Raw genomic sequence first — 23,933 nt, 5'->3', positions numbered from 1 at the left:
GGCCCGGAACGCAACGGGGACCCCGGGCGAGGGGTCCCCTGCTGACGTCCGGTCAGCCGCGCACCAGCGCATCGGCCAGGACGGACCAGAACTGGTCGATCCGGCCCGGCAGTTCGGTCTCCGCTTCGGTGCGGCGGATCAGGTGGATGCCGACCACCATGGCCAGCAGCACCATGGCGACCGTCTCGGCCGGCAGGTCCGTGCCGGGCGCACCGTCAGGCCTGGCCCGCAGCACCGCGCCGGCCAGGTCCCGTTCGACCGTCTCGACCAGGCTCGGCTCCCCAGCGGCGGGCGGACGGTCCACCAGCAGTCGGAAGGCGGCCCGGATCCGGATGTTCCCGTGGTACTGCCGGGACAGCCCGAGCACCAGCTCCCGGAGCACCTCGAAGGCGGGCGCCTCGGATCCGCCGGACCCGTCCATCAGCAGCCGCCAGAACTCCTGGGCCTGACGCACCAGTTCCTCGGCCAGCTGCTCCTTGGTGCCGAAATGCCCGTAGAGTGCGCCCTTGGTCATGCCGGTTCTGGCGGCCACGGCCTGTACGGTCGCGTTGGCATAGCCCTGGAGGGCGAACTCCTCCGCCGCCGCATCCAGGATCAGTTCGCGAGTGCGTCGCGCGCGCTCCTGCTTCATGGCACCGCCTCCCCTCTCGCCGACTTCGGCTCGAAGATACCTTCTCACAGGTATGTTTTGAAATCGCGCGAAACCGGGCATTGGATTACATTCGATCCGTCGGGCCCTGCCGATGGACATCCGAGCTGACGGACAGTCACCACATCAGTCCTGCACAGGGCTTGGGAGGACGGCCGAAGGGCAGCGGCAGCTCAGCCGGCACTCCGGCCCGGGCCCGCCAGTTCGACGGCCGAGTAGGCGGCAGCCGCCGTCTCGAAGCGCAGCGCGGCGTGCCCGGCGGCGGCCGTGACGTCGCGCCAGTGGCGCTGGACCGGGTGCCCGTCGGCCTGCCCGGCCGCGCCGCAGGACCGGAACAGCCGGTCCACCGCGGCCACCGCCAGCTCGGCGGCGAGCGCGCAGTCCCGCTGGTTCTCGGCGATCGACAGCGGGGTCACCACGCCGTCGTCGGCCCGCGCGGCGGCGCCCTCCAGCAGCAGCCGGGCCGCCTGGATCTCGCCCGCCGAACGGGCCAGTACCTGCTGCCCGGCGACCGCCTGGCCGGTGGCCTGGCCGTCCACCCTGACCCGGCGGGCCGCCGTCTGCTCCCAGGCCCGCCGGGCCCCCTGAGCGGCGCCCAGGATCGGTGCGGCGAACTGGAGTTGGGCCACCAGGGGGAACGGCACCCGGTGGCAACGGGCCGCGTCGGGACGCGCTGCGCCGAGGTCGCTCTGGGTGAGCGTCAGCCGGTCCGGTACGAAGGCGTCCCGGACCACCACGGTGTGGGAGCCCGTCCCGCGCAGGCCCAGGGTGCGCCAGGTGTCCCGGATCCCGAACTGCTCCCGGGGCAGTGCGAAGATCCGGATCTCAGGACCCTCCACCCGGCTTGCCAGCAGCACCCACTGCGCGTGGTCGATGCCGCTCGCGTACGCCCACTCGCCGGAGAGCCGCCAGCCCCCGCCCACCCGCACCGCGGTGCCGGACGGCGGCACCACGGCGGCGGCGATCCGTACGTCGGGGGAGGCGCCCCACAGCTCACGCTGCCCGGCCTCCGGGAGGTAGGCGGCGAGCCGGCCGTGCGCGGCGTAGAGCGCGCCGCACCAGGCGGTGGCCGCGCAGCTCTCGGCCACGGTCGCGGTCTCGGTGACCAGGGCGCGGAAGGTGCCTGCGGTGCCGCCCCAGCGGCGGGGTACGAAGTGCCGGGCGAAGCCGGCCTCCGACAGCGCCGCGGCGAGCTCGGGGGTGAGCCGGCGGGCGTCCTCCACGGCGTGTCCCGAGCGGTGCGCCAGTGCGGCGACACCGGCCGGGGTGCCGGTCGGTGCGACGGGCGGAAGCGTGCTGACGGTCATGCGCGTGGTCCCCTCCTCGCGGGCCCTCCCCAGGCCCCGGCGGCCCCGCCGGATGTCACGCGGCGGGGTGAGCTAGAAAATATACCGGCCGGAAGGTATTCGGCAAGGGATTCCCGACGCAGCGGGGAGGCCCACGCAGAACGGCCCGCCCCCGTGGCAGGGGGCGGGCCGTTCCGGTACGGCGAGGATCAGTTCTCGTCGGTGGGGGCGGCGTCGCCCTCCCCGTTCTCGCCCTCGATCTCCTTCTGGAGGCCGAGGCGCTCGACGATCCACTGCTCGAACCCGACCGCGGCCTGGGTCCAGTTGGCGGTGGTCGTGACGAAGTACTCCAGGTTGACGCCGGTGCCGACGATCATCTGGGACTCACCGATGAGACGGACCACGCCGTCCTCGTGCGTGTGGGTGTAGACCTTCGGCCAGAGGGTCTCGCGGTTCCACTCGTCGATCAGGTCGAGGATCTCGGCCTTGTCCTCGAGCGGGTAGGACCGGTCGTAGAAGGCGCGGACCGCGAAGAGCTCCTTCTGCTCGCCACGGAACATGTAGTAGACGCGGAAGCCGTCCCACGGCGCGGTGAGGTCACCCTCGTCGTCCACGACGTGCTTGAGCTGCATCTGGTCCAGCAACTGGGTGACCAGCGCCTGGTCCGGCACCACGATCGGCGGCGGGCCGGAGGGGCCCGGCTGGCCGCCCTGCGGGGCGCCGAACGAGGGGATGGACGACGGGTCGATGCTCATCAGGGGGTCCTCTTCTCAGTGCACAAGGGTGGCTGGCAATGAGGGGCCGCCCTTCCAGGCTCCATCCTGCCTCATTCGCGGCCCGGGACACAGGGGTACCCGGGCCGCGGCGGCCGGGTCAGCGCTTGGTCAGCGAGGCGGCCGGCTGCTCGGCCCGGACGGTCAGCCGGTCGGCGTCCTCGTCCCGCTCCACCAGCACGGTGTCACCGTCGTGGACCTGCCCGGACAGGATCGCCCGGGCCAGCTGGTCGCCGATCGCGGACTGCACCAGCCGCCGCAGCGGCCGGGCCCCGTACGCCGGGTCGTACCCGGTCAGCGCGAGCCAGTCCCGGGCCGCCGGAGTGACGTCCAGGGTGAGCCGGCGGTCCTGCAGGCGGCCGGCCAGCAGGCCGATCTGGAGGTCGACGATCCGGCTCAGCTCGGCAGTGCCGAGCGGCTCGAAGACCACGATGTCGTCCAGCCGGTTCAGGAACTCGGGCTTGAAGGCGGAGCGGACGGTGTCCAGCACCAGCTTCTTCTTGGTCTCCTCCGGAGTGTTCGGGTCGACCAGGTACTGCGAGCCCAGGTTGGAGGTGAGGATCAGGATCGCGTTCCGGAAATCCACCGTGCGGCCCTGACCGTCCGTCAGGCGGCCGTCGTCCAGCACCTGGAGCAGCACGTCGAAGACCTCGGGGTGGGCCTTCTCCACCTCGTCCAGCAGCACCACGCTGTACGGCCGGCGGCGGACCGCCTCGGTGAGCTGGCCGCCCTCCTCGTAGCCGACGTAGCCGGGCGGGGCGCCGACCAGCCGGGAGACCGAGTGCTTCTCGCCGTACTCGCTCATGTCGATCCGGACCATGGCCCGCTCGTCGTCGAAGAGGAAGTCGGCCAGCGCCTTGGCGAGTTCGGTCTTGCCGACACCGGTCGGGCCGAGGAAGAGGAACGAACCGGTCGGCCGGTCCGGGTCGGCGATGCCGGAGCGGGTCCGCCGGACGGCGTCCGAGACCGCGGCCACCGCCTCCTGCTGGCCGATCAGGCGGCGGCCCAACTCCTCCTCCATCCGGAGCAGTTTGGCGCTCTCGCCCTCCAGCAGCCGGCCGGCCGGGATGCCCGTCCAGGAGGCCACCACGTCGGCCACGTCGTCCGGGCCGACCTCCTCCTTGACCATCGACTCGCTCGCGTCCCCAGTGGAATCGATCGGAGTCTGGGCGCGCTCCTGGGCCTCGGCGAGCTCCCGCTCGGCGGCCGGCACCTCGGCGTACATCAGCTTGGACGCGCGCTCGAAGTCACCGTCCCGCTGGGCGCGTTCGAGCGCACCGTGCAGGTCGTCCAGGCGCTCCTTGAGCTCGCCGACCCGGTTCAGCGACTTCTTCTCCTGCTCCCAGCGGGCGTTCAGCGAGCTCAGCTGCTCCTGCCGGTCGGCCAGATCGCGGCGCAGCCGCTCCAGCCGGTCCACCGAGGCCGGGTCGGACTCCTTCTCCAGGGCCAGCTCCTCCATCCGCAACCGGTCGACGGCGCGCTGGAGTTCGTCGATCTCGACCGGGGAGGAGTCGATCTCCATCCGGAGCCGGGAGGCTGCCTCGTCCACCAGGTCGATCGCCTTGTCGGGCAGGAACCGGGCGGTGATGTAGCGGTTGGACAGGGTGGCGGCGGCCACCAGCGCGGCGTCCGAGATCTGCACCTTGTGGTGCGCCTCGTACCGGCCCTTGAGGCCGCGCAGGATGGCGATGGTGTCCTCGACGCTCGGCTCGCCGACCAGCACCTGCTGGAAGCGGCGCTCCAGGGCCGGGTCCTTCTCGATCCGCTCGCGGTACTCGTCCAGCGTGGTGGCGCCGACCATCCGCAGCTCGCCGCGGGCCAGCATCGGCTTGAGCATGTTGCCCGCGTCCATCGAGGAGTCGCCGCCGGCGCCCGCGCCGACCATGGTGTGCAGCTCGTCGATGAAGGTGATCACCTGGCCGTCGCTGGACTTGATGTCGTTCAGCACGGCCTTCAGCCGCTCCTCGAACTCACCGCGGTACTTGGCCCCGGCGACCATCGCGGAGAGGTCCAGCGAGACCAGCCGCTTGCCGCGCAGCGAGACCGGCACGTCGCCCGCCACGATCCGCTGGGCCAGGCCCTCGACCACGGCGGTCTTGCCGACGCCGGGCTCACCGATCAGCACCGGGTTGTTCTTGGTCCGGCGGGAGAGCACCTGGATCACCCGGCGGATCTCCTGGTCCCGGCCGATCACCGGGTCGAGCTTGCCGTCCCGGGCGGCCTGGGTGAGGTCGGTGCCGTACTTCTCCAGCGCCTTGTACGTGCCCTCCGGGTCGGCCGAGGTCACCTTTGCACTGCCCCGGACGTCCTTGAAGGCAGCCAGCAGCGCCTTGGGCGTGGCGCCGTGCTGCTGGAGCAGGTCGGCCACCTGGCCGCCCTCGGCGGCCAGGCCGACCAGCAGGTGCTCGGTGGAGAGGTACTGGTCGTCCAGGTCATCGGCGCGCTTGCCGGCCTCGGTCAGCACGGCCATGGTGTCCCGGGCCAGCTGCGGCGCGGAGACGGTGGAGCCCTGCGCGCTGGGCAGGGCGGCGAGCTGCCGCCGGGCGGCGGCGAGCACGGCGGGGACGTCCGCGCCGACCGCTTCGAGCAGCGGGCGGGCGATGCCCTCCGGCTGCTCCAGCAGGGCCAGCAGGATGTGCACCGGCTTGACGTCCGGGTTGCCTGCGGCGCTGGCCTGTCGGATCGCGGCGGACAGGGCGTCCTGGGTCTTGCTGGTGAACTTGCTGGCGTCCACTGCGGGGGGCCTCCTCGTATGACAGCTGGACTGTTCGACAAGTTGAGTCTACCCCGCTCAACTTTGCAGAGCCAGGGTCTTTCAGTGTTTCCGGGTCAGTGCTTCCGGGTCAGGCCGAGCAGTTCGCGGGCCGGTCCGGCCGGGCGGTGACCGGCCGGCCAGACCGCGCGCAGCGGCCTGGCCAGGTCCACGTCCACCGGGACCGCCACAAGCCGGCCGGTGGCCAGCTCCTCGGTGACCGCCAGCTCGCTCAGGCAGACCGGCCCGGCGCCGGTCATCGCGGCCGCCTTCAGCGCGGTCGAGGAGGCCAGCTCCAGTCGGGGGGTGGTGGCGCCGCCGTACGGGGCCAGGGCCAGCTCCAGCACCTCCCGGGTGCCCGAGCCCGGCTCGCGGAGCACCAGCGGGGTGGCGGCCAGCTCGGCGCCGGTCAGCGGGGTGCGGCGGCGGGCCCAGGGGTGGCTGGGCGCGACCACCACCACCAGCCGGTCCGCCGCCACCACCGCGCCGCCCAGCCCGGGCGGGGTGGTCGGGCCCTCCACGAAGCCGAGGTCGGCGTCCCCGGCCAGCACGTGCGAGGCGACGTCCGCCGAGTTGGCGGTCCGCAGGATCACCGAGGTGTCGGGGCTGACCTGACGCAGCGCCAGCAGCCAGCCCGGCATCAGGTACTCGGCCACGGTCAGGCTGGCCACCACGGTCAGCCGGGCGTCCCGGCGCTCGCGCAGCGCGTCGATCCCGGCATCCAGCGCCTGCGCCGCCTCGACCACCTGTCGGGCCCACTCGACCACCACCCGGCCGGTCTCGGTCGGCCGTGAGCCGCGCGGCGAGCGCTCCAGCAGCGGGACCCCGATCTGCCGCTCCATGCCCTTGATCCGGGCGCTGGCGGCGGGCTGACTGACCCCCAGCTCGGCCGCCGCCCGGCCGACGCTGCCCAGTCTGGCAACCGCGAGCAGCAGTTCCAGGGCGCCGAGCTCGGGGACACGCGGGGAGAGGGGCATAGGGCCAGGCTATGTCCTCATAGGGCGGGACGCGCTACCGGCCGATCATGACGGCAGGCACGGTGGAGACATGGCCACCCTCACCGCATCCCGCACCGCCGCCTACGGCCTCGACCTCGGCCGGCTCGGCCCCAACTGGTACGCCGCCGTCATGGGTACCGCGATCGTCGGCAACGGCGCCGCCGCTCTCCCGGTTCAGCTGCCGGGCCTGATCGGCTTCGGTGAGGTGGTCTGGGCGTTCTCCTTCCTGGCGCTGGCGGCCCTGGTGACCGGCCGTGCGGTGCACCTCACCCGGCACCGGGCCACCGCCCGCGAGCAGCTGCTCGACGAGCCCGCCACCGCCGTCTTCTACGGCTGTCCGCCGATGGCCCTGATCGCGGTCGGCTACGGCACCCTGGTGCTCGGCTCCCGGCTGATCGGCACCGAGGCCGCGGTCGCGATCGACCTGGTTCTGTGGACCACCGGCACCCTCTACGCCGTCCTGGTGGCCGCCGGCATCCCGTACCTGATGATCACCCGGCACCGGGTCTCCGCCCTCAAGGCCAACCCCACCTGGCTGCTCCCCGTGGTCGCCCCGATGGTCGCCGCCGCGCTCGGCCCCGCGCTGATCCCGCACCTGCCCGCCGCCCTCGGCCCCGCCATGCTGTACGGCTGCTACGCGCTGTTCGGCGCCGGCCTGCTCGGCACCCTGCTGGTGCTGCCGGTGGTCTTCGCCGGCCTGGTGCACAGCAAGCTGCCCGCCCTGGTGCTGACCCCCTCGCTCTTCCTGGTGCTCGGCCCGCTCGGCCAGTCCACCACCGCCGTCAACCAGCTGGCCGACGCCGCGAAGTCGGTGGCCCCCGCGCTGGCCGGGCCCGCCCTGGGCTTCGCGATCCTGTACGGCGTGGCGACGACCGGCTTCGGGGTGCTCTGGCTCGGGGTGGCGATCACCGCCAACCTGCGGGCGCTGCGGGCCGAGATGCCGTTCGCGATGACCTGGTGGGCCTTCACCTTCCCGGTCGGCACCATGGTCACCGGCACCGCAGGACTCGCCAGGCACACCGGATTCGACGGCTTCACCGGCCTGGCCGTCGCCCTGTACCTGCTGCTGGTCGCCGCCTGGGCGGTCGCCCTGGTCCGCACCCTGAGCGGCCTGCTGGACGGCCGGCTGCTCGGCCCGGTGCGCGCCGCCTGACGGCTCGTCCGCCCGGTCCGACTGCAGGTTCCTGCACTTGCGGGAACATGCAGTCGGACGCCTCTTGTTCACCGGCTGTCACGCTGTGAGGGTGGAACCACGCCAAGGTCGTCCGGGCAACCGCAGCCCGCGAACAGCGACTTGCTCCGCTACGGGGGTGCCCCGGTACGTACGCGTGCCGGTGCAACGAAGTGGAGCCCCGGCCGGAGCGCCATGTGTGGTGATGGCCCCGGTCCGGAGTCGGCGAGGCGTTGCTGCTCCGCCTCGCTGGAAGCGCTCCGACCGGCGTGAGATCGACGGGTTCCCCGGGGCTTCGGGCTCCGGGGGACGCGTCGGATCATCCCTGAGAGATCATGGGCGGGACGGACCCATGGGTGATCGACGGCGAGGAGGTGCACCGCACGTGGCCTCCACCGAGGAACTCCCCGACGAGAGCGCCCGCGAGCTCTATCTGGCGATCCTGTCCAGCGGTGGCCGGCTGCCGTTCGGCGCGCTCGCCGACACCGACCGCGCCGCCCTCGAGCAACTGGTCCGCTCCGGGCTGGTGCTGCCCAACGCGCTCGACCGCACCTACGTGGCCGTCAGCCCGCGCTCGGTCGGCGAACGGCTCTGCACCGAACTGCGCTCGGCCGCGACCAGGCTGCTGCTCCGCGCCGAGGAACTGCCCGACGTGCTCGGCGGTCTCACCCGGGCGTACGAGTCCACCCCCCGGATCGCCCTCGAACCCGCCAGGCCCACCCTGATCGACGGCCAGCAGCAGATCCGGCAGCGGATCGCCGAACTGCTCTCCGAGTGCCGCACCGAACTGCTCACCGCCCAGCCCGGATCCCGGGAACCGGAGACCCTGGCGCTCGCCCGGCAGCAGGACCTGGCCCTGCGCCGACGCGGCATCCGGCTCCGCACCCTCTACCAGCCCAGCGCGCTGACCGAGCCCGCCACGGTCGACTACGCCGTCGCGCTCTCCGCGCAGGGCTCCGAGCTGCGCATCCTGGACGAGCCCTTCCAGCGGACGCTGATCATCGACCGCGCGGTGGCCGTGGTGCCCGCCGCGGACGACAACAGCCGGGCCGCCTTCATCTCCGACCCCACCGCGGTCGCCTTCCTGGCCGCCGTCTACCAGCGGGACTTCGGCCGGGCCGAGACCGTCGACTGGTGCCGCCTGGGCACCGAACCGCCGCTCCAGGCCGCAGCCCACCGGGTCGGCCGGATGCTCGCCGGCGGTCTGACCCAGCGCGCGGTGGCCACCCGGCTCGGGCTGAGCGAGCGGACGGTGGCCGGCCACATCGCCCGGCTGCGCGAGCAGTACCGCGCGCAGACCCTGTTCCAACTCGGCTGGCAGATGCGTGGGGGGCGACGTGACTGACGTACGGCTGCCGGACGAGGCCGAACGCGAGCTCTACCTGGACGTACTCGGCCAGGGCGGCCGGATCACGCCGGCGATGGCCGCCGAGGCCGACCAGGACGCGCTGGCCCGGCTGTTGGCGAACGGCCTGCTGGTGAGCAGTGCGCAGGGCTTCGGCTACACCGCCGTCAACCCGCGCACCGTCGCCGCCCGGATCAGCGCCGAACTCCGCTCCACCGGCACCCGGCTGCTGGTCGAGGCCGAAGAACTGCCCGGCCTGCTCGGTGAGTTGACCAAGGTGTACGAGAGCGCCCCGCGCCGCTCGGTCCGCTCCAGCGTGGTCGAGCACGTGCACGACGCCGCGGACATCGTCCACCGGATGCGGGAGTTGGAGGCCGGCGCCCGGGAGGAGATCCTGATCGCCCAGCCCGGCCGCCCGCTGCCACCCGCCCAGCTCGACCACGCGGTGGCCAGGGCACGCGGCTTCGCCGCTCGCGGCGGCACCGCCCGAGCCCTCTACGAACCGTCCGTCCGGACCGACCGGCCCACCGTCCGCTACGCCACTGCGATCGGCGAACTCGGCATGCGGGTACGGGTGTTGGGGGAGCCGTTCAAGCGGACGATGATCTTCGACCGGACGGTCGCGGTGGTCCCCGCCGCCGCCGACCACAGCAGCGCCGCCTTCGTCGAGGATCCGGCGGTGGTGGCGTTCCTGGTCGGTGGCTTCGAGCGCGACTGGGCCCGCGCCGAGCGCGTCAGGTGGAGCGACGCCGACACCTGCGCCGACGAACGCCCGGCCGACGAACAGATCGGCCGCCTGCTCGCGGCCGGTCTCACCCAGCGCACCATCGCCACCCGCCTGGGCCTCAGTGAGCGCACCGTCGCCGGACACATCTCCCGGCTCCGCGAACTGCACGACGCCGAGACCCTGTTCCAACTCGGCTGGCTGCTCCGTGGCGGCCGCGATGCCTGACCTCCCGCTGCCCGGCGAGGCCGAACGCGCGCTCTACGCCGAGGTGTTGGCGCAGGGCGGCCAGGTGCTGTTCCGCGACGTGCGGCCGGAGGATGCCGCAGCGGTGCTGTACCTGCTGGAGTCCGGCCTGTTGGTGCATCACACCGGGGACGCCACCCTCACCGCGGTCAACCCCCGCACGGTGGCGGAGCGGCTGGGCGCGGGTCTCCGCCGGTCGGGCGCCGAGGCACTCCGACGGGCCGACGAAGTGCCGGAGCTGCTCACCGAGTTGACGCGAGCCTATGATGCGGCGCTCCGGAAGGTCGACCACACCAGTACGGTGCTGCACGTCCAGGAAATGCAGGAGATCCGCTCGCGGATCGTGCAGCTCGAAGCCGACTGCCAGGACGAGTTCCTGGCCGCCCAGCCCGGCGGCGCCCGGTCGGCCGGGCTGCTGGCCAGCGGTGCCGAACGGTCGCGCCGCTTCCTCGAGGGCGGCGGATCCCTCCGGTCGCTCTACCAGCCCGAGGCACGCCTCGACCCGGTCACCGCCGAGTACGCCGCGACGGTGGCGGACTGGGGTGGGCAGACCCGCATCCTGGGCGAGCCGTACTCCCGGCTGGTCATCGTCGACCGCCGTACCGCCATCGTCCCGGCCGCGGCCGACGACAGCAGTGCGGCCTTCATCGAGGACCCGGCCGTGGTCGGGTTCCTGGTCAACCGCTTCGAGCGGGACTGGGAGCGGGCCGAGCGGGTCCAGTGGCGGTCGGCGCAGCAGTTCCCCACCCACGAGCAGGTCGGCCGGATGCTCACCCAGGGGCTGACTCAGAAGAAGATCGCCAGCCGGCTCGGGCTGAGCGAGCGCACCGTCGCCGGCCACATCTCCCGGCTGCGCGAACTCCACGACGCGGAGACGCTGTTCCAGCTGGGCTGGCAGATGCGGGGTGCCCGTGCTGCCGGGTGAGGCCGAAAGTGCCCTCTACGCCGAGGTATTGGCGCAGGGCGGCCGGGTGCTGTTCCGCGATGTTGCCCACCAGGACGCCCCCGCAGTGCTCCGGCTGCTGGAGATCGGCCTGCTGGTCCACCACACCGGGGACGCCACCCTCACCGCCGTCAACCCCCGCGCCATCGCCGAACGCCACGCCGCCGACCTCCGTTCGGCCGGCACCCGGATGCTGCTCCGGGCGGAGGAGATCCCGGTGCCGCTGGAGGAGTTGGCCCGCGCTTTCGACGCGGCGCCGCGCCGGGGCGGGCAGGCCGGCGGGGTGCTGCATGTCGAGGACATGGAGCAGATCCGCTCCCGGATCCTCCAGGTGGAGGAGGACAGTGTCGAGGAGACACTCGCCGCCCAGCCGGGCGGGGCCCGGCCCGCCGAGTTCCTGGCATTCTCGCGGGAACGGGCCCGCCGCTGTCTGGAACAGGGCCGTTCCCTCCGCACCATCTACCAACCCGGTGCACGACTGGACGGGCCGACCGTCGATTACGCGGCTGCCGTCACGGCCTACGGCCAGCGGATTCGGGTCCTGGACGAGCCGTTCACCCGGCTGCTCGTCTTCGACCGACGGGTCGCGGTCATCCCGGCAGCAGCCGACAACAGCAGCGCGGCATTCGTGGAGGACCCGGCCGTGGTGGCGTTCCTGGCCGACCGGTTCGAGCGGGACTGGGAACGCGCCGAACGGGTACGTTGGCAGGCGGTGGGTGACCAGGTGCACGAGCAGATCGGCCGGATGCTCACCCAGGGACTAACCCAGAAGAAGATCGCCAGCCGGCTCGGCCTGAGCGAGCGCACGGTGGCCGGGCACATCGCCCGGCTGCGTGAACTCCACGACGCCGAGACGCTGTTCCAGCTGGGCTGGCAGATGCGTGGGGCGGAGGATGTGTCAGCAGGCTGACCGCCCCACCGTCCGCTCAGCCGGTGGCGACGCCGGGGGCCCAGTAGCCGAAGCCGGAGACCGGGGGTTCCTGACGGGGGTTCGGGAAGGCGTCGGTCGGCGCGGTCCAGAAGCCCTCGCGGAGCGAGAGGGCCATGCCGGCCCAGTCCAGTGCGGTCTCCACGGTGTGCCGCAGGGCGTCCTGCGACCAGGTGTCGTCGAAGACCAGCGGCAGCACGGGGGCGACCTGCTCGATGGTGGCGATCAGCGGGTTGTGGGTGATCGCCTCGTCCACCAGCAGCACCACCGGCTTGCGCAGCGAGGAGGCCCAGCCGAGTTCGAGCGCGACCCCGGCCGAGAGCGGCGCGCCGACGTAGGCGAAGACCAGGTCGGCGGTCTGCAGCGCCCGGAAGTCGGAGGGCACCCGCGGCTCCGGCGCGCGGCCGGCCACCGTCCAGGCGTCGCTGTGGTGCGCGCTGTACACGGCGGCGCCGCTCTTCAGCAGCGTGGACCGCAGGGTGGTCAGCCTGGTCCGGCTGGCCAGCGTCACCACACTGTCGGCGGGTCCGGTCAGCCGCATGAGCGGCGCGGCCAGGAATACCCGAGCGCGCCGACCCTCGGGGGTCTGGACGGCGCGATTGCGCAGGTAGGGCTCACTCATGACGACTCCGGGGGAACGGCCGACCGGGGCGCTCAGGAACTCGGTTGGCGCTGCTGGCAAATAGGAGGTAGATCGTTTATTGCCCTGCGCATTACAACTGATGCGCTTGGAAAATTGACGGTTCATCGGCAAGTGTGGTGTTCGAGCCGAGACCATTGGGAGCGAACTGATCGTCCACCGGCTCGAACGGTGGCGTCCACAGGACAGAGGTGGCATCTCTCTGCCTGGCAGGGAGATGACGCACTTCCCGTCGGGGTTCTTCGTGACATGAGGGGCCATTCTGCGGCATCATGTGGACGATCCTGCGAGCATGCAAGATTTGTTCGTATCTACGGGGGCCAATAGGGAAGGGGTGGTCGCATGTCTCACGTGCGACGTATTGTTCGTGTCGCTGTGATGTCATTGGTCGTCGGCGCGGTCGCGCTGATTGGAACCAACACTGGCGTGACGGCGAGTCCCACCGCCGCCGCCGTCCCCGTCGTGGTCGCCCTCGACGACACCTCGTGGGCTTAGGGGATGCAGCCGTGAGAGTCTGACGGCTCTGGGCTGACCCTCAGGCGAAGTCGTCAGACTCTTCGGCGGGGCTCGGCTCCGTGCGGGCCAGTACGTACCCCAGCTGGAACAGCGACTCGACCCGGTAGTCCTCGCGCATCTCCGCGATGTGCCGCGCCAGGGTCCGCTCACTGATGCCCAGCTTCCGGGCGATGACCCGGTGGTTGGTCCCCTTGAGCAGCAGATCGATGATGGCCTGGCGAAGCCGGGAGATCACCTGCTGCGGGACGGCACGTGAGCCCTCGAAGTCCAGCCCCCTGGTCCAGTTCCGCTCGAAGACCTCTTCGATCAGGTAGTCCACCATGGCTTGGTCGTGCACGAAGGCGGCCATGTTCAGGTCACCGGCCACCGGGATCACCGCCGTCCGGCGATCTATGATGATCAGTCGGGTGTACGACTCGTCCAAGGTCCGGACCCGGGCGCCGTGTTCGGTGATCGCCGCGACGAACTCGCGGGTGGGCGTGTGGTACCGGGTGCTCGGGTGGTAGATCAGCCGCAGCGTGACGCCCCGCCGGAGCGCCTCCAGGTCGCGCTCGATGACGCCGGCCAGTGCCTCGGGCGGCCTGGGACCACCGGGTTGCGCGGTCAGGATCTCGCTGCCGCACCCCGCGACCAACCGCTCCAGCTGTTGGTTGATCAGGACCTTGCCCCGGATGTACTGGATCGTGCCGCCGGTCGGTTCCGGGGTGTGGAACGCCTCGGCAAGGTCCTGCAGATCCCCGGGCAGGGCTATCGCCCGGCTCAACAGGTCGAGGGCCCTGCGCTGCCAGGAGGTGCTGAGCGCGGTGGAGAGCTGCTTCGGGTCGATCGCGATGAGTACCGAGGAGTCGTCGGTGTCGGGTACCAGCAGCCCCAGTCGGAGCAGCTCGTCCAGGTGCTCCAGGTTCTCGCTGCCGTCGGCGGGACGGACCAGTCGGCCACCGTGGTTGAGCGCGGTGAGGTAGAGCGCCCGGGCGCCGTTCGAGAGCACACTCGGACTGTCGGAGGTGAGGCTCGGCTCGGCCGTCTCACTCATCAGCGACTCCTTGGGTACTCGACTGGTTCGTGCGATCGGGCACGTGTGCCAGGTGTGATCTTAGGAGGAAAACCCGGCGCGCCCATCGTTCTGTGTGGGAATCCCGGTGCGACCAGGTACGTACTCTCCCTGTACGGCGAGGCCGCCGGTACCCCCTGAACGAAGGGAAGACCGGCGGCCGATGTGCTGGTGTGGTTCGGAGCTACCGTTTCGGCCGCCAGACCACCAGGGCGCTGGACTGCTGCACCTGCTGGTAGGGCACCAGGTCCCGCCGGTACGAGGCGTGCACCGCCGCCTCTCGCTGCTGGAGCGCCGAGGCGGCACCCTCCAGGGAGTCGGCGAGCTCGCCGATCCGGGACTGCAGGGCGGCGACCTGGTTCTCCAGCTCGATGATCCGCTTGATGCCGGCCAGGTTGATGCCCTCGTCCTGGGAGAGCCGCTGGACCTCGCGGAGCTGCTGGATGTCGCGGGCGGAGTAGCGGCGGCCGCGGCCGGCCGTGCGGTCCGGGCAGACCAGGCCGAGGCGGTCGTACTGGCGGAGGGTCTGCGGGTGCAGGCCGGAGAGCTCGGCGGCGACCGAGATCACGTACACCGGGGTGTCCTCGGTCAGCACGTAGTGGGTCGCCGCCGGGCGGGAGCGGCCCAGGCCGGGGCCGCCGGGGAGGCCCTCGCCGAGGCCGGGCCCCGGGCCGATGGGGGTGTCGGGGGTCATCGGGTCATCACGCTCCCTCTGCCGCCTTGAAGAGGGCGGCTCGCGGGTCGTCGGAGGCGGTGGCCTCGCGGTACTGCTCCAGGGCCTCCAGGGCTTCGCCCTCGAGGTGCTTGGGGACCATGACCTCCACGGTGACCAGCAGGTCGCCGCGGGTGCCGTCGGTGCGGGTGGCGCCCTTGCCGCGGGCCCGCATGGTCAGGCCGTTGGCGCTCCCGGCCGGGAGCTTGAGCTTGACCGAAGGTCCGTTCAGCGTCGGCACCTCGATGGTGCCGCCCAGCGCGGCTTCAGGGAAGGTGATCGGCACGGTGACGGTCAGATTGTCGGCCTTCCGGCCGAACACCGGGTGGGTGTCGACGTGCACGGTGACGTACAGGTCGCCGGGCTGGCCGCCGCGCTCGCCCTGGGCGCCCTTGCCCTTGAGCCTGATCCGCTGCCCGTCCTGGACCCCGGCCGGGATCCGGACCTGCATGGTGCGGGCCGAGGAGGCCCGGCCGCTGCCGTGGCAGACCGTGCAGGGGTCGTCGACCAGCATGCCGCGGCCCTTGCAGTCCCGGCAGGGCTCGGAGAGCGCGAACGCGCCCTGGCCCCGGCTGACCGTGCCGGCCCCGACACAGGTCGGACAGACCCGGGGGGTGGTGCCGGCCTTGGCACCGGTGCCCGAACAGACCCGACAGGCGGCCTGACTGGTCATCCGGAGCGGGACGGTGGCGCCGTCCACCGCCTCCTCGAAGGCGAGCGTCACCTCGGTCTCGACGTCGGCACCCCGGCGCGGCTGCGGCTGCCGGCCGCCCCGGTTGAACAGGCCGCCGAAGATGTCGCCGACCCCGCCGCCGCCCTGCGGGCTGTTGCCGAACAGGTCGCCGAAGTCGAAGCTGCCGCCCTGCGGGCCGCCGGGGCGGTACCCGCCGTTCCCGAACAGGCTGCGGGCCTCGTCGTACTCCTTGCGGCGCTTGTCGTCCGACAGGACGTCGTACGCCTCGGAGATGTCCTTGAACCGGTCCTCCGCCTTGACGTCACCCTTGTTGGCGTCGGGGTGGAACTCGCGGGCGAGCTTCCGGTAGGTCTTCTTGATCTCGGCGGTGGTGTCCAGGACGACGGACGACTCCGCAGTGCTCGTTCGGTCAGCTCTCGGTGGCACCGTCGGCCTTGTCGGAGTCCGACGAGTCGGCATCCGGCGCGGCAGTGCTCTGGGTACCCGGCTGGGGCTCCGCCACGGCGACCATCGCCGGACGGATGATCCGCTCGCCGATCCGGTAACCCGGCTGGAGGATCTGCACACAGGTGTCCTCGGTGACGTCCGAGGAGTAGCTGTGCATCAGTGCCTCGTGCAGCGTCGGGTCGAAGGGCTCGCCCTCCTTGCCGAACTGCTGCAGGCCCAGCTTGGCGACCACGGTCTCCAGGTTGTCGGAGACCGACTTGAAGCCACCGGTGACCTCGCCGTGCTCGCGGGCCCGGCCGATGTCGTCCAGCACCGGGATCAGGGCCTCCAGGATGTTGGAGACCGCGATCTCACGGACCGTCAGACGATCCCGCTCGACCCGCTTGCGGTAGTTCTGGTACTCGGCCTGGAGACGCTGGAGGTCACCCGTGCGCTCGGTCAACTCCCGCTTCGCAGCGGAGAGTTCGTCGGCACCGGCGCCCGCGACAGCCTCCTCGGCGGCCTTCAGCACGGCTTCCTCGGCGGCGGAGTCGTCGCCGGGCTCGCCGCCCTGCGGCTTCTCCGTCATGCGGCACCACCCTTGGGCTTCTCGTCGTCGACGATCTCGGCGTCGACCACGTCGTCGTCCTTGGCGGCACCGGCGGCGTCACCGGCCGGGGCGGCACCCGCGGCGTCGTTCTGCGCGTACAGCGCGGCGCCGAGCTTCTGGGCGGTGGTGGACACCTTCTCGGTGGCCTCGCGGATCGCCGCGATGTCCTCGCCCTTCAGCTTCTCCTTGAGCTCGCCGATCGCGGTCTCGACCTCGGTCTTGACGTCCTCGGGGAGCTTCTCGGTGTTGTCCGCGATGAACTTCTCGGTCGAGTAGACCAGCTGCTCGCCCTGGTTGCGGGTCTCCACGGCCTCGCGGCGCTCGTGGTCCTCGGCCGCGTACTGCTCGGCCTCGCGCATCATCCGCTCGATGTCGTCCTTCGGCAGCGCGGAGCCGCCGGTGACGGTCATCCGCTGCTCCTTGCCGGTGCCGAGGTCCTTGGCACCGACGTGCATGATGCCGTTCGCGTCGATGTCGAAGGTGACCTCGATCTGGGGCAGGCCACGCGGGGCCGGCGGCAGACCGGTCAGCTCGAACATGCCGAGCTTCTTGTTGTACGCCGCGATCTCGCGCTCGCCCTGGTAGACCTGGATCTGCACGGACGGCTGGTTGTCCTCGGCCGTGGTGAAGATCTCGGAGCGCTTGGTCGGGATCGTGGTGTTGCGCTCGATCAGCTTGGTCATGATGCCGCCCTTGGTCTCGATACCCAGGGACAGCGGGGTGACGTCGAGCAGCAGGACGTCCTTGACCTCACCCTTCAGCACACCGGCCTGCAGCGCGGCGCCGATGGCGACGACCTCGTCCGGGTTGACGCCCTTGTTGGCGTCCTGACCGCCGGTCAGCTCCTTGACGAGCTCCGCGACGGCGGGCATCCGGGTGGAGCCACCGACCAGGACCACGTGGTCGATCTCGGACAGCGCGATGCCGGCGTCCTTGATGACGTTGTGGAACGGGGTCTTGCAGCGCTCCAGCAGGTCCGCGGTCAGCTGCTGGAACTGGGCCCGGGTGAGCTTCTCGTCCAGGTGCAGCGGGCCCTCGGCCGAGGCGGTGATGTAGGGCAGGTTGATCGAGGTCTCGGAGGACGAGGACAGCTCAATCTTGGCCTTCTCGGAGGCCTCGCGCAGGCGCTGGAGCGCCATCTTGTCCTTGGAGAGGTCCACGCCGTGACCGGACTGGAAGACCTTGACCAGGTGGTCGACGACCTTCTGGTCCCAGTCGTCGCCACCGAGGTGGTTGTCACCGTTGGTGGCCTTCACCTCGACGACCCCGTCGCCGATCTCCAGCAGGGAGACGTCGAAGGTGCCACCGCCGAGGTCGAAGACCAGGATGGTCTGGTCGTCCTTGTCGAGGCCGTAGGCCAGCGCGGCCGCGGTCGGCTCGTTGACGATGCGCAGGACGTTGAGGCCCGCGATCTCACCGGCCTCCTTGGTCGCCTGGCGCTCCGAGTCGGAGAAGTACGCCGGGACGGTGATGACCGCGTCGGTCACCGTCTCGCCCAGGTACGCCTCGGCGTCGCGCTTCAGCTTCTGCAGGATGAAGGCGCTGATCTGCTGGGGGTTGAAGTCCTTGCCGTCCAGGTTGATCTTCCAACCCGTGCCCATGTGGCGCTTCACCGAGCGGATCGTGCGATCCACGTTGGTGACCGCCTGGCGCTTGGCGACCTCGCCGACCAGGATCTCGCCGTTCTTGGCGAAGGCGACGACGGACGGCGTGGTCCGGGCGCCCTCGGCGTTGGTGATGACGGTGGGCTCACCGCCTTCGAGAACGCTGACGACCGAGTTCGTCGTGCCGAGGTCGATGCCGACCGCGCGTGCCATCGTTGGTACCTCCATGAAGAAGTTGAGCTTTACAGGCTCAAGGATGCATGACTCGGTCGTGTGCGTCAACAGCCATGAGTCCGGGTGGCTCAACTTTACTGCGCGCTTATCCGCAGGGCTGGTCCGGACGGGTGAGTCTGCCGTTAGTGACTGCCGCCATACCTTGAGCATCTTCTGCACGGGTGTTAACGCGCGGTAGTCTCCGGCGCGTCAGCTCTCAAAGTTACTGATGAGTACACTCAGGGGAGCCCGCTACACCCAGCCGCTGGAGACGGAGAGCCGATGCAGCTAGCAGCGATCGTCATCTCGCTGGTCACCACTGTGATCGGCACCGCGCTCGCCGCCCGCGCGGCCGCGTACATCTATCGGGTGGTGAAGACCGGTGCGCCGGACTCCACCCGTACCGCCAACCCGGTGCAGAGGACGAAGACGGTCGCCGTCGAGTTCCTCGGCCACACCCGGATGAACAAGTGGGGCGTCGTCGGCGTCGCGCACTGGTTCGTCGCAGTCGGCTTCTTCACCCTGGTCAGCACCCTGGTGACCGCCTTCGGCCAGCTCTTCGACGCCGAGTGGGTCATCCCGGTGATCGGGCACTGGCTGCCGTTCGAGATCTTCACCGAGCTGGTCGGCACGCTGACCACGCTGGGCATCGCCACCCTGATCGTGATCCGCCTGCTCAGCCTGCCGGGCCGGGCCGGGCGGAAGTCCCGGTTCGCCGGCTCGATCGCCTGGCAGGCGTTCTACGTCGAGTACACGATCCTCGGCATCGGCCTCTGCATCATGATCCTGCGCGGCCTGGAGGGCGCGCTGGCGGGCGTCGAGAGCTACGAGGCGGCGTACCTGATCTCGTACCCGCTGGTGGCGGCCTTCCGGGGCCTGTCGACCGCCACGCTGGAGAACCTGATCTACCTGTTCGCGATGCTGAAGATCTGCATCTCGTTCGCGTGGGCGGCCACCATCGGCATCAACCCCTCGATGGGTGTGGCCTGGCACCGCTTCCTGGCGTTCTTCAACATCTACTTCAAGCGCGAGGAGGACGGCGACGTCGCCCTCGGCGCGCTCCGTCCGATGACCAGCGGCGGGCAGCCGATCGACTTCGAGGACCCGGCCGAGGACGCCAACTTCGGTGTCTCCCAGGTCGAGCACTTCGCCTGGAAGGGCATCCTCGACTTCTCCACCTGTACCGAGTGCGGCCGCTGCCAGTCGCAGTGCCCGGCCTGGAACACCGGCAAGCCGCTCTCCCCGAAGCTGCTGATCATGAGCCTCCGGGAGCACGCCTTCGCCAAGGCGCCGTACCTGCTGGCCGGTGGCGGCAAGGACGCCGAGGGCAACGAGATCGGCACCCCCGAGCAGCTGGCCGACGTGCCGGCCGCCGCGCTGGCCGAGGCCGAGCGCCCGCTGATCGGCACCGCCGAGGAGAACGGGGTCATCGACCCCGACGTGCTCTGGTCCTGCACCACCTGCGGCGCCTGCGTCGAGCAGTGCCCGGTGGACATCGAGCACATCGACCACATCGTCGACATGCGCCGCTACCAGGTGATGATCGAGAGCTCCTTCCCGACCGAGGCCGGGACGATGCTCAAGAACCTGGAGAACAAGGGCAACCCGTGGGGCATGGCCACCAAGGCCCGGCTCGACTGGGTCAAGGAGCTCAAGAAGGAGACCGGCATCGAGGTGCCGGTGATCGGTGAGGACATCGACCCGGCCGAGGTCGAGTACCTCTACTGGGTCGGCTGCGCCGGGGCCCTGGAGGACCGGGCCAAGAAGACCACCAAGGCCTTCGCCGAGCTGCTGCACACCGCGGGCGTGAAGTTCGCCATCCTCGGCAAGGAGGAGACCTGCTCCGGCGACTCCCCGCGCCGCCTCGGCAACGAGTTCCTGTTCCAGATGCTCGGCGCGCAGAACGTCGAGACCCTGAACGCCGCGCTGGAGGACGCCCCGACCAAGCGGATCGTGGCCACCTGCCCGCACTGCTTCAACACCATCGCCAACGAGTACCCGCAGCTCGGCGGGCACTTCGAGGTGATCCACCACACCCAGCTGCTGCAGCACCTGATCGACGAGGGCAAGCTCCTCCCGGTCAACCCGGTCGAGGGTCTGATCACCTATCACGACCCCTGCTACCTGGGCCGCCACAACAAGGTCTACAGCCCGCCGCGCGAGATCATGGACAAGGTCCCCGGTCTGCGCCAGCAGGAGATGCACCGGCACAAGGAGCGCGGTTTCTGCTGCGGCGCCGGCGGTGCGCGGATGTGGATGGAGGAGCGGATCGGCAAGCGGATCAACACCGAGCGGGTGGACGAGGCGCTGTCGCTCAACCCGGACATCGTCTCCACCGCCTGCCCGTTCTGTCTGGTCATGCTCTCCGACTCGGTGAACGGCAAGAAGAACGAGGGCGCGGCCAAGGAGCACCTCAAGGTGGTCGACGTGGCCCAGCTGCTGCTCGATTCCGTGAAGGCGCTGCCGGCCGAACCGGAGCCGGTCGAGGCCGTGCGGGCCCGCACGGCAGGGCAGGTAAGTCGCCCCGGAACGGCCGGTGACGGCATTGGGGCAAGGGGAGAGGCGCGGACCATGACCGAGGCGATCATGCTGGTCGGTGGCAAGGGCACGAGGCTGCGCCCGTTGACCACCCACACCCCGAAGCCGATGCTGCCGGTGGCCGGTGTCCCGTTCATCGCGCACCAGCTGGCCAGGGCCGCCGCTGCCGGGGTGACCCGGGTGGTGCTGGCCACCTCGTACCTGGCCGAGGTCTTCGAGGACCACTTCCAGGACGGCAGCCCGTACGGCATCGAGCTGGTCTACCTGACCGAGGAGGTGCCGCTGGGCACCGGCGGTGCGATCCGCAACGCCGCCTCCGGCCTGACCTGCGGCCCGGACGAGCCGGTGCTGGTCTTCAACGGCGACATCCTCTCCGGCCTCGACATCGCCTCGCTCCGGGACGGCCACGTCGCCGCCGGGGCGGACGTCACGCTGCACCTGACCCGGGTCGAGGACCCGCGCGCCTTCGGCCTGGTGCCGACCGACGCGCACGGGCGGGTGCTGGAGTTCCTGGAGAAGCCGGAGACTCCCGAGCAGATCGTCACCGACCAGATCAACGCCGGCTGCTACGTCTTCACCCGCTCGGTGATCGACCGCATCCCGGCCGGCCGCGAGGTCTCGGTCGAGCGCGAGACCTTCCCCGAGCTGCTGGAGACCGGCGCGCTGGTCCGCGGCGTGGTCGACACCTCGTACTGGCTCGACCTCGGCACTCCCGGCGCCTTCGTTCGCGGCTCGGCCGACCTGGTGCTCGGCCTGGTCGACTCCCCGGCGGTGCCCGGACCGACCGGCGAGGCGCTGCTGCTGCCGGGCGCCACGGTGGACCCGGCCGCCGTACTCAGCTCAGGCACCGTGGTCTCCGAGGGCGCGGTGGTCGAGGCCGGCGCGATCGTCGAGGGCAGCGTGATCCTGCCCGGCGCGGTGATCGGCCCGGACGCGTACGTGAAGGACTCGATCGTCGGCGCGTTCGCCACCGTGGGGGCGCGCAGCTCGCTGGACGGCGCGGTGATCGGCGACGGCGCCACCGTCGAGTCCGACAACGAACTGCCCAGCGGCATCCGGATCGCCTGCGGCGTCCTGCTCCCGGTCGGTGCCGTCCGCACCACCGCGGGCCCGGGCGGCTGCCCGGCGGGGGAGACCTCGGCGGCTCTCGTGCACGCCCGCTCGGTCGCCGCGCGCTGAGCTCGCCCGGCCCTGCTTGTGACGGGGTCACAGCAATGCTGCAATCCCGCGCCGAAGCCATGATCAACCGACGCCGGGTCAGCTCGAACGGGTACCTTCGAGTCGTGGCTGGCAACGGATACGACAACGGCGAGGGCGCCGCCGACCCCCGACAGGGGTGGGCAGCGGCGCCCGGTGGGCAGGACCCGCAGCAGTACCCCGGGGGCGGGCCGGTGGGGGAGCCGGAGTACTTCACCGCACCCCACCCGGGCTACGACCCCGGGGCTCCGGGGGCTCCCAGTGGGTACGACCCCGACCAGCCCGGACACACCCGGGCCTTCACGGTCGAGGACGAGCAGTACTACTCCAGCACCCCCGAGTACCCCGGTGGGCAGGACAACGTCGCGGTGTACCGGGCCGGCGGCCAGTCCACCCCGCACCAGGGCGGCCCCCGGCTGCCCTGGAAGGAGCTGCTGACCGGCATCTACCGGGCCCCGTCCGCGACCTTCGACCGGATGCGCGACCACCAGGTCTGGCTGCCCGCGCTCACCGTCTCGCTGGCCTACGGTGTGCTCGCGGTGCTCGGCATCGGCCTGACCAAGGACGAGGTGGTCAACTCCACCTTCACCGTCGCGCTGACCGCGATCGCCGGTGCGGCGGTCGGCTTCACGCTGGCCGGGGCGATGCTCGGCGCGGTCACCTACGGGCTGGCCCGCCAGCTCGGCGGCGACGGCCCCTGGCAGTCCACCGTCGGCCTGGCCGTCATCATCGGCTGGACCAGCGACGTCCCCCGGCTGCTGCTGGCCCTCTTCCTGCCCGCCGACAACATCGTGGTGCAGGTGCTCGGCTGGGCCACCTGGCTGATCTGCGCCGTGCTGCTGACCACCATGGTGCGCCGGGTGCACGACCTGCCCTGGGGCAAGGCGGCCGGCGCCGCCGCCCTGCAACTGCTCGCCCTGCTGGTGCTGATCAAGCTCCCCACGCTCGGCTGAACCATCTCTTCGTACGGAGCTCCCGCATGACCACCCTCCCCACCACCCACGTCAGCTTCCCCGCCGGGGCGGTGACCGGCGAGTCGCCCGTGCTCGCCGTCCACCCGCTCGCCGACGGCCGGTACGCGGTGGTCACCGAGGCGACCCCGTTCCACCCGCTCGACCACACCTGGCCCGACCAGCCCGCCGACCTCGGCACCCTCACCGTGGACTCCGTCGCGCACCCGGTGGTCGACTGCCTGACCGGCGCGTACGGCCCGGCCGGGGAGTTCCAGGTCGGCGCCGACATCCCGGTCCGGCGGGGCGACGAGGAGTGGTCCTGGCTGGTGCTGCACGTGCTGGCCGCCGACCCGGGCGCGGTGGTCGGCCGGACCGCCGCGCTGGCCGTGGACGCCGAGCGCCGGTCGCTGCTCTCCGCCGCGCACAGCGGCTGCCACCTGCTCGCGCTGGCCCTGAACGCCGCGCTCGCGCCGCGCTGGCGCAAGGACCCGGGCCGCTCCGACGCCTTCGGCAGCCCCGACTTCGACAGCCTGGCGATGGCCTCCTCGGTGATGGACACCGAGGCCAGCACCGACACCTACCGGCTCGGCAAGTCGCTCCGCAAGAAGGGCTTCACCGCCGAGGCCACCGAGGAGTACCCGGCCCTGGCCGACGCCCTCCCCGCCCTCACCGAGGCGGTCAACGCCCAGCTCGCCGCCTGGGTCGCCGCCGACGCCCCGGTCCGGATCGAGGTGCCGGGCCCCGAGCTCACCGCCCGCCGGCAGTGGCACTGTGAACTCCCGGCCGGCTCCGCCGCCATCGCCTGCGGCGGCACCCACCTGCACCACCTCGGCGAACTGGCCGAGCTCCGCACCGAGTTGACCCTCTCCGAGGACGGCAGCGAGCTGGTCGCGGTGACCCGCCCGAAGCGGGCCTGACCCAAGCCGGCCCGGGCATGCGAAGGGGGCCGGTCCGCCGGACCGGC

The 23,933-nt window shown here is 71.4% G+C and carries 19 protein-coding genes and 1 pseudogene; 9 read left to right on the top strand and 11 right to left on the bottom strand.

What is annotated here, in order from left to right; all coding sequences use genetic code 11:
• Nucleotides 1-52: 52 nt before the first annotated feature.
• The 5 genes from ACXJMZ_RS29425 to ACXJMZ_RS29405 form a co-directional block, all read right to left on the bottom strand.
• Entirely contained in the window at nucleotides 53-631 is a 579-nt protein-coding gene (locus ACXJMZ_RS29425; RefSeq protein WP_457033076.1) for a TetR family transcriptional regulator, read from the bottom strand.
• 191 nt (nucleotides 632-822) lie between these two features.
• A complete protein-coding gene (locus ACXJMZ_RS29420; RefSeq protein WP_457033075.1) occupies nucleotides 823-1,956 on the bottom strand; it encodes an acyl-CoA dehydrogenase family protein in 1,134 nt (377 codons plus the stop codon).
• 188 nt (nucleotides 1,957-2,144) lie between these two features.
• Nucleotides 2,145-2,690, bottom strand: a complete 546-nt coding sequence (locus ACXJMZ_RS29415; RefSeq protein WP_457033074.1) for a YbjN domain-containing protein — start codon at nucleotides 2,688-2,690, stop codon at nucleotides 2,145-2,147.
• A gap of 118 nt (nucleotides 2,691-2,808) precedes the next feature.
• Nucleotides 2,809-5,442, bottom strand: coding sequence for an ATP-dependent chaperone ClpB (gene clpB, locus ACXJMZ_RS29410; protein ID WP_457033073.1), 2,634 nt, complete (start codon nucleotides 5,440-5,442; stop codon nucleotides 2,809-2,811).
• Between the two features lie 95 nt (nucleotides 5,443-5,537).
• Nucleotides 5,538-6,437 (bottom strand): LysR family transcriptional regulator, encoded by a 900-nt coding sequence (locus ACXJMZ_RS29405; protein ID WP_457033072.1) that lies wholly within the window; start codon nucleotides 6,435-6,437, stop codon nucleotides 5,538-5,540.
• A 70-nt stretch (nucleotides 6,438-6,507) separates the two neighbouring features.
• Here ACXJMZ_RS29405 and ACXJMZ_RS29400 point away from each other — a divergent pair, with 70 nt between their 5' ends.
• From ACXJMZ_RS29400 to ACXJMZ_RS29380, 5 genes are all read left to right on the top strand, one after another.
• Nucleotides 6,508-7,611, top strand: a complete 1,104-nt coding sequence (locus tag ACXJMZ_RS29400) for a TDT family transporter (protein WP_457033071.1) — start codon at nucleotides 6,508-6,510, stop codon at nucleotides 7,609-7,611.
• Nucleotides 7,612-8,014: 403 nt separating this feature from the next.
• Nucleotides 8,015-8,974, top strand: coding sequence for a LuxR C-terminal-related transcriptional regulator (locus ACXJMZ_RS29395; protein WP_457033070.1), 960 nt, complete (start codon nucleotides 8,015-8,017; stop codon nucleotides 8,972-8,974).
• Nucleotides 8,967-9,926 carry a LuxR C-terminal-related transcriptional regulator gene (locus ACXJMZ_RS29390; protein WP_457033069.1) on the top strand — a complete coding sequence of 320 codons (960 nt, stop codon included), beginning with the start codon at nucleotides 8,967-8,969 and terminating at the stop codon, nucleotides 9,924-9,926. The genes ACXJMZ_RS29395 and ACXJMZ_RS29390 overlap by 8 nt, the downstream gene beginning before the upstream one ends.
• Entirely contained in the window at nucleotides 9,919-10,869 is a 951-nt protein-coding gene (locus ACXJMZ_RS29385) for a LuxR C-terminal-related transcriptional regulator (protein ID WP_457033068.1), read from the top strand. The genes ACXJMZ_RS29390 and ACXJMZ_RS29385 overlap by 8 nt, the downstream gene beginning before the upstream one ends.
• A complete protein-coding gene (locus tag ACXJMZ_RS29380; protein WP_457033067.1) occupies nucleotides 10,850-11,797 on the top strand; it encodes a LuxR C-terminal-related transcriptional regulator in 948 nt (315 codons plus the stop codon). The genes ACXJMZ_RS29385 and ACXJMZ_RS29380 overlap by 20 nt, the downstream gene beginning before the upstream one ends.
• A gap of 16 nt (nucleotides 11,798-11,813) precedes the next feature.
• Here ACXJMZ_RS29380 and ACXJMZ_RS29375 read toward each other — a convergent pair whose 3' ends face one another.
• From ACXJMZ_RS29375 to dnaK, 6 genes are all read right to left on the bottom strand, one after another.
• A complete protein-coding gene (locus tag ACXJMZ_RS29375) occupies nucleotides 11,814-12,437 on the bottom strand; it encodes a hypothetical protein (RefSeq protein WP_457033066.1) in 624 nt (207 codons plus the stop codon).
• 553 nt (nucleotides 12,438-12,990) lie between these two features.
• Nucleotides 12,991-14,004, bottom strand: a complete 1,014-nt coding sequence (locus tag ACXJMZ_RS29370) for a helix-turn-helix domain-containing protein (protein WP_457033065.1) — start codon at nucleotides 14,002-14,004, stop codon at nucleotides 12,991-12,993.
• Nucleotides 14,005-14,206: 202 nt separating this feature from the next.
• Nucleotides 14,207-14,716: a heat shock protein transcriptional repressor HspR gene (locus ACXJMZ_RS29365; protein ID WP_457033064.1), complete on the bottom strand. Its 510-nt coding sequence runs from the start codon at nucleotides 14,714-14,716 to the stop codon at nucleotides 14,207-14,209.
• A gap of 7 nt (nucleotides 14,717-14,723) precedes the next feature.
• On the bottom strand, nucleotides 14,724-15,854 hold the full coding sequence (gene dnaJ / locus ACXJMZ_RS29360; protein ID WP_457033063.1) for a molecular chaperone DnaJ: 1,131 nt from the start codon (nucleotides 15,852-15,854) through the stop codon (nucleotides 14,724-14,726).
• Nucleotides 15,838-16,443, bottom strand: coding sequence for a nucleotide exchange factor GrpE (grpE, locus tag ACXJMZ_RS29355; RefSeq protein ID WP_457033062.1), 606 nt, complete (start codon nucleotides 16,441-16,443; stop codon nucleotides 15,838-15,840). The genes dnaJ and grpE overlap by 17 nt, the downstream gene beginning before the upstream one ends.
• Nucleotides 16,440-18,281 (bottom strand): molecular chaperone DnaK, encoded by a 1,842-nt coding sequence (gene dnaK, locus ACXJMZ_RS29350; RefSeq protein ID WP_057230226.1) that lies wholly within the window; start codon nucleotides 18,279-18,281, stop codon nucleotides 16,440-16,442. Before dnaK ends, grpE begins: the two co-directional genes overlap by 4 nt.
• 282 nt (nucleotides 18,282-18,563) lie before the next feature.
• On the opposite strand from dnaK, the pseudogene ACXJMZ_RS29345 reads away from it, so the two are divergent.
• The 4 genes and pseudogenes from ACXJMZ_RS29345 to ACXJMZ_RS29330 all read left to right on the top strand — a co-directional run.
• Nucleotides 18,564-20,768 (top strand): annotated as a pseudogene (locus ACXJMZ_RS29345) ((Fe-S)-binding protein); the annotation flags it as partial.
• 84 nt (nucleotides 20,769-20,852) lie between these two features.
• A complete protein-coding gene (gene manB, locus ACXJMZ_RS29340; protein ID WP_457033084.1) occupies nucleotides 20,853-21,998 on the top strand; it encodes a mannose-1-phosphate guanylyltransferase in 1,146 nt (381 codons plus the stop codon).
• 104 nt (nucleotides 21,999-22,102) lie between these two features.
• On the top strand, nucleotides 22,103-22,969 hold the full coding sequence (locus ACXJMZ_RS29335; RefSeq protein WP_457033061.1) for a Yip1 family protein: 867 nt from the start codon (nucleotides 22,103-22,105) through the stop codon (nucleotides 22,967-22,969).
• Between the two features lie 26 nt (nucleotides 22,970-22,995).
• Entirely contained in the window at nucleotides 22,996-23,886 is an 891-nt protein-coding gene (locus ACXJMZ_RS29330) for an alanyl-tRNA editing protein (RefSeq protein WP_057230230.1), read from the top strand.
• Nucleotides 23,887-23,933: the final 47 nt, after the last annotated feature.

The organism is Kitasatospora sp. P5_F3, from assembly GCF_054049135.1.
The sequence above is the reverse complement of the archived record's forward strand: the minus strand, read 5'-3'. Positions and strand labels throughout refer to the sequence as shown.